Source organism: Sandarakinorhabdus oryzae (genome assembly GCF_009733735.1).
Classification (GTDB): Bacteria; Pseudomonadota; Alphaproteobacteria; order Sphingomonadales; family Sphingomonadaceae; genus Sandarakinorhabdus; species Sandarakinorhabdus oryzae.
The window spans coordinates 1-4,713 of sequence record NZ_WNJP01000198.1 but is presented as its reverse complement, the minus strand read 5'-3'; the positions used below and the strand labels follow the sequence as shown (position 1 = coordinate 4,713).

The 4,713-nt window shown below is 69.0% G+C and carries 4 protein-coding genes and 2 pseudogenes; 2 read left to right on the top strand and 4 right to left on the bottom strand.

All coding sequences use genetic code 11. The features are described from left to right. Positions 1 to 33: 33 nt before the first annotated feature. Positions 34 to 441 (top strand): annotated as a pseudogene (locus tag GJ693_RS17750) (M16 family metallopeptidase); the annotation flags it as partial. A 159-nt stretch (positions 442 to 600) separates the two neighbouring features. Beyond that, the gene (locus GJ693_RS17745; RefSeq protein WP_408014589.1) at positions 601 to 1,389 is read left to right on the top strand and encodes a M16 family metallopeptidase; all 789 of its coding nucleotides are present in this window, start codon (positions 601 to 603) and stop codon (positions 1,387 to 1,389) included. 55 nt (positions 1,390 to 1,444) lie between these two features. On the opposite strand, the gene GJ693_RS13995 is transcribed toward GJ693_RS17745, so the two are convergent. The 4 genes and pseudogenes from GJ693_RS13995 to GJ693_RS17060 all read right to left on the bottom strand — a co-directional run. Further along, on the bottom strand, positions 1,445 to 2,104 hold the full coding sequence (locus GJ693_RS13995; protein WP_156256893.1) for a DsbA family oxidoreductase: 660 nt from the start codon (positions 2,102 to 2,104) through the stop codon (positions 1,445 to 1,447). Between the two features lie 12 nt (positions 2,105 to 2,116). After that, positions 2,117 to 3,004 (bottom strand): c-type cytochrome, encoded by an 888-nt coding sequence (locus GJ693_RS13990; protein ID WP_156256892.1) that lies wholly within the window; start codon positions 3,002 to 3,004, stop codon positions 2,117 to 2,119. A gap of 52 nt (positions 3,005 to 3,056) precedes the next feature. After that, a complete protein-coding gene (locus tag GJ693_RS13985; protein ID WP_197042210.1) occupies positions 3,057 to 3,896 on the bottom strand; it encodes a GNAT family N-acetyltransferase in 840 nt (279 codons plus the stop codon). A 46-nt stretch (positions 3,897 to 3,942) separates the two neighbouring features. Beyond that, positions 3,943 to 4,713, bottom strand: a pseudogene (locus GJ693_RS17060) (MFS transporter); the annotation flags it as partial.

Genomic DNA, 4,713 nt, shown 5'->3' with positions numbered 1-4,713 from the left:
GCCGCCGCGCCGCCCCCCAAGGGCCCGCCGCGCATGGCCGAGCCCACGGTGGGCCAGCCGCCGCTGCTGGCCTGGCCGGCGATCGAGCGTTTCACCCTCGCCAATGGCCTCAAGGTCGAGCTCGCCCGCCGCGAGACGGTGCCGCTGGTGCGCATGATGCTCAGCATCGATGCTGGCATGGCCGCCGATGAACGCAGCCACCTCGGCATCCAGTCGATGGCGCTGAACCTGCTCGACGAAGGCGCCGCCGGCCTGACCGGGCCGCAGATCGCCGAAGCGCGCGAACGGCTGGGTGCCGGCATCGGTGCATCGGCCGGCATGGACCGCACGCGGCTCAGCCTCGATGCGCTGAAATCCAACCTTGGCCCATCGCTCACCCTGTTTGCCGATGTCGTGCAGCGCCCGGATTTCCCGGCGGCCGAGATCGAGCGGGTGCGCGGCCAGCAACTGACGGCGCTGGCGCAGGAAGCCAGCACGCCCTTCGGCATCGCCCGGCGCATCCTTTCACCGGCGCTCTATGGCCCCGATCATCCCTATGGCGCGCCGCCCAGTGGCCTGGGCACGCCCGACAGCGTGAAGGCCATCACCCGCGCTGACCTGGTGGCCTGGCACAAGCGCTGGATCCGGCCTGATCTGGCCACCCTGTTCGTGGCCGGCGACATCAGTGCCGCCGAACTCAAGCTGCTGCTGGAAACCGCCTTTGGCGGCTGGCAGCCCGATGCCACCGTGCCCGCCGGCCGCGTGCCCGCCGGCGTGACGCCGCCACCACAGGCCGCGCGCATCATCCTGGTCGATCGGCCGAACAGTCCGCAAAGCCTGATCCTGGCGGGCAGCCTGCTGCCGATCACCGGCAGCCAGGACCTGATCGCCGAACGCGCCGCCGCCGATGTGCTGGGCGGGCTTTCAACCAGCCGCATCAACATGGACATCCGCGAGGAGAAGAACTGGGCCTATGGCGCCTACGCCGGCCTGACCGACGGCAAGGGGCCACTGACCAGCCTGATCTATGCCCCGGTGCAGACTGACCGCACCGGCGACAGCATCAAGGCGATTCAAGCCGATATCGCCGCGATCCGCGGGCCCAAGCCGATCACGCCGGACGAACGCGGCCGCAGCATCGCCAACTCGGTGCTGGCCCTGCCCGGCGAATTCGAACGCGGCAGCGCCTTCCTCTCCGCCCTCGAGCGCAACCAGCTGCTCGGCCGGCCCGACGATTATTACGTCACCGCCGCCCGCCGCCTGGGCGCGCTGACCACGGCCGATCTCAACCGCGCGGTGCAATTGTTCGGGACGGACAAATTGCTGTGGATCGTGGTGGGTGACCGGGCCAAGGTGGAGCCGCAGCTGAAGGCGCTGGGCCTGCCGGTGGAGGTGCGCTCAGCGCCGTAAGGGAAGGGGCCTCCGGCGGGCAGGGACTCAGTCTCTGCCCGCCTGAGGCCGTTCTTCAAACTTCCCCCGCCACGATCCGCCTTATCACCTTGGCAAAGGTCGCCGGCGGCTGGCCGCCCATGATGGCGTATTTGCCGTTGAAGACGATGGCCGGCACCGCGTGGATATCCTGCTCCTCGCGCCACCAGGCTTCCGTGGCGCGCACCTCGTCGGCGTAGCGGCCCGAGGCAAGGACCTCGCGGGCGGCGTCGGCGTCGAGGCCCACCGAGGCGGCGGCGCGGACCAGTGTTTCGGGGTCGTTCAGCGGTTCGGCGCGGGTGAAATGGGCTTCGAACAGCGCCATTTTCAGCGGCTTGGCCTTGCCGGTCTTTTCGGCCCAGTGCAGCAGGCGGTGGCAATCGAAGGTGTTCCAGATCATCGCCTCGGGCCCGCCCTTGAAAGCGAAGCCGAGATTTTCGCCCATCTGCTTGATGTGGCTGCGGGCCTGCGCGCCCTCTTCGGGCGGGCGCCCATATTTGCGGGCGATATGCTCGGCGGCGTTCTCGCCTTCGGGGGCCATGGCCGGGTTGAGTTCGAACGGGTGAAAATGCCACTCGGGCGTTACCGTGTCGGCCAGTTCGGCCAGCGCCTGCTCCAGGCTTTTCAGGCCGATGACGCACCAGGGGCAGACGACGTCGGAGACGAAATCGATGCGCAGCAGGGCGGGGCTGGTCATGGGCGGCTCCCTTCAGAAATCATGGCCGGCGGGCACATGGTGGGGCGGGGTGGTGGCGGGATCGCCGAGCGTGCGGCCGGCCACGCTGGTGGCATAGCGGCTCCACGGACGATTGTGATATTCGGCGCGGGTCGCGGCGAGGTTACCGGCAAAGCGCGGATCCTGCGGGCGCACCTGGCCGTCGATATACCAGGCGACATCCCAGGCCTGCTGGACACTGAGCGTGTTGCCGCTGCCCAGGGGCATGTTGGCGCGAATGAAGGCGGCGGCCTTGTCCACCTGGGCCATGCCGGCGCCCCAGTTGTAGCTGGCCTTGCCCCACAACGGCGGGTTCACAATGGTGTCCCCGTCGCGCAGGCCCTGGCCGTCGGGGCCGTGGCAGGCGGCGCAGATGGTGGTGAACACCGCCTTGCCGCGGGCATCGTCGGGCGGCAGCGGCGGGGCGGCGATACCCGGGAAGCCGCGCCCCGGTGGCGAGACGCCGATGCGCTGGCCCTGCGCCAGCCAGCCGGCATAGGCGGAAACGGCGAGCAGCACCTCGCCCCCCAGTGGCGGTGGCTTGCCGTTGATCGAATAGATGAAACAATCCTGCACGCGCTTTTCAAAGCTGTTCATGCGCTTGTTCTTGTCGCGCCAGATCGGGAAATTGCCGAAGGCGGCCCACAGCGGCGCGGCACCGGCGGTGCGGCCGGCGTCGAGGTGGCAGTTGGCGCACCTGAGATCGTTGCCGGCAAATTCCGGCGCGGCGGTGCTTGTGCTGGTGATGATGTCCAGCCCGCTCCGGATCGCGTCACCATCGGGGCCGGCCGGGATGGCGGTTTCGGGCGGCGGGGTCGCCGGATCAGCCGCGGCGATGCCGGCCGTGGCGAGGAGAGCCAGAAGGGGGCGGCGCCAGTGCATGCGCCATGGCTAGCGCAGGCGGGGAGGTTGCGAAACTGTCAATCGCCAAGGGTCAGTCGTTTGCGGCACCGAAGCGTTCGGCATAGCGGCTGGTGATGCGATCGACCGGCATCACCACGAACACATCGACCGTGTTGAACTGGTGATCGACGAAGCCGCCATCGCCCACCATGGCGCCGACCCGCAGATAGCCCTTCAGCAGCGGCGGCAGCGCGCGGGCGGCGGCGCGGCCATCGATGGCGGCGGGATCGAGCCGGTTCATCTCAACCCGGTGCGGCGGCAGCGCCGTGGCGCGCAATTCCGGCGGGGCGAGATGGTGATGATAGAGCCACGACAATTCGGCGAGGTGCAGCGTCGCATCGGCGCCGTGCAGCGAGGCGCAGCCAAACAGATGGCCGATGCCGTGCTGCGCCAGATAGGTCGCAATGCCGCGCCACAACAGCGAAATGGTGGCGCTCGTCCGCCATTCCGGCGCGACGCAGCTGCGGCCCAGTTCCAGCAATTGCCGGCCCGGCGCGGCCTGGGCGATGAGGGCGGACAGGTCATACTCACCGGCCGAGTAGAAGCCGCCATTGGTCATCGCCACATCCTGGCGCAGCAGCCGATAGGTGCCGACCACGCGCGGACGCAGCGCGTCGGCATGATCGATCACCAGCAGATGATCGCAGACATAATCATAGGCGTCGAAATCACGGCGGCTGCGGGCCATGGCCTGGGTCGGCCGGGCGCCCATCTCGTCATAGAAGATGGCATAGCGCAGGGCCTGGGCCGCGGCGATCTCGGCCTCGCTGGCCGCCAGCCGCACTTCGAGCAGCCCGGCACGGTGGATGGGCGCCGTGTGGGCGAGCAGCGCGGCGGGAAGCTCGGTGGCGCGGGCGGCAAGGTTCAGCATGGCTCGGGCTCTAGCGCCATATCGTTACAGGGCCATGGCCGGCAGGTTACACACCGGTTGCAACGGCCACGGTCTCATCGGCCACCACCAGCCCCGCCCGCCATAGCCAGACGAAGATGAGGATCCCCGGCAGCGCCAGCGCTGTGGTCAGCCAGTAGAAATCGACATAGCCAAGGCGCTCGATCAACGCGCCGGCGGTGCCGGAGGAAAAGGCCCGGCCCAGGATGGCGGCGGCGGAGGACAGCAGCGCGAACTGGGTGGCGGTGAAGCGACGGTCGCAGAGCAGGGCGAGCCAGGCGCCGATGGTAACGCCGCCGATGCCGCTGGCGAAATTCTCGAAGCCCTGCACCGCGGCCAGCGCCATCACGTCGTGGCCGATGATCGCCAGCAGGGCGTAGCCTGCATTGGTCGCCGCCATCAGCACGAGCGAGAGCAGCACCGAGCCGGCCAGGCCCATCCGCTTGTAGAGGAAGCCGCCGACAAAGATGCCGGCCAGCATGCCGAACAGGCCCAGTGACACGTCGTAGAAGGCGACCTCGTCCTTGGTGAAGCCGAGATCATTGTAGAAGAGGCGGACCGAGAGCTGGCAGACCGTGTCGCCGATCTTGTGGACCAGGACGAAGGCCAGCACGATCCAGGCGCCCTTGCGGCCGAGGAAGTCGGCCAGCGGCGCGATGATGCTGTCCTTGATGGCAGCGCCCAGCCCCTTGCCGGAGCGCGGCGCTGGCGGGCGGGTGGGCTCGCCGAGCATGGCCGCGGCGAGCAGGGCGGGCAGGAACAGCAAGGGCGCCGCCATGTAGGCCAGCCCCCAGACGCC

Excerpts from the sequence above, each read along its gene's own strand:
- GJ693_RS13990 (WP_156256892.1), bottom strand. The coding sequence starts at position 3,004 with ATGCACTGGCGCCGCCCCCTTCTGGCTCTCCTCGCCACGGCCGGCATC.
- GJ693_RS13985 (WP_197042210.1), bottom strand. The coding sequence starts at position 3,896 with ATGCTGAACCTTGCCGCCCGCGCCACCGAGCTTCCCGCCGCGCTGCTC.
- GJ693_RS13995 (WP_156256893.1), bottom strand. The coding sequence starts at position 2,104 with ATGACCAGCCCCGCCCTGCTGCGCATCGATTTCGTCTCCGACGTCGTC.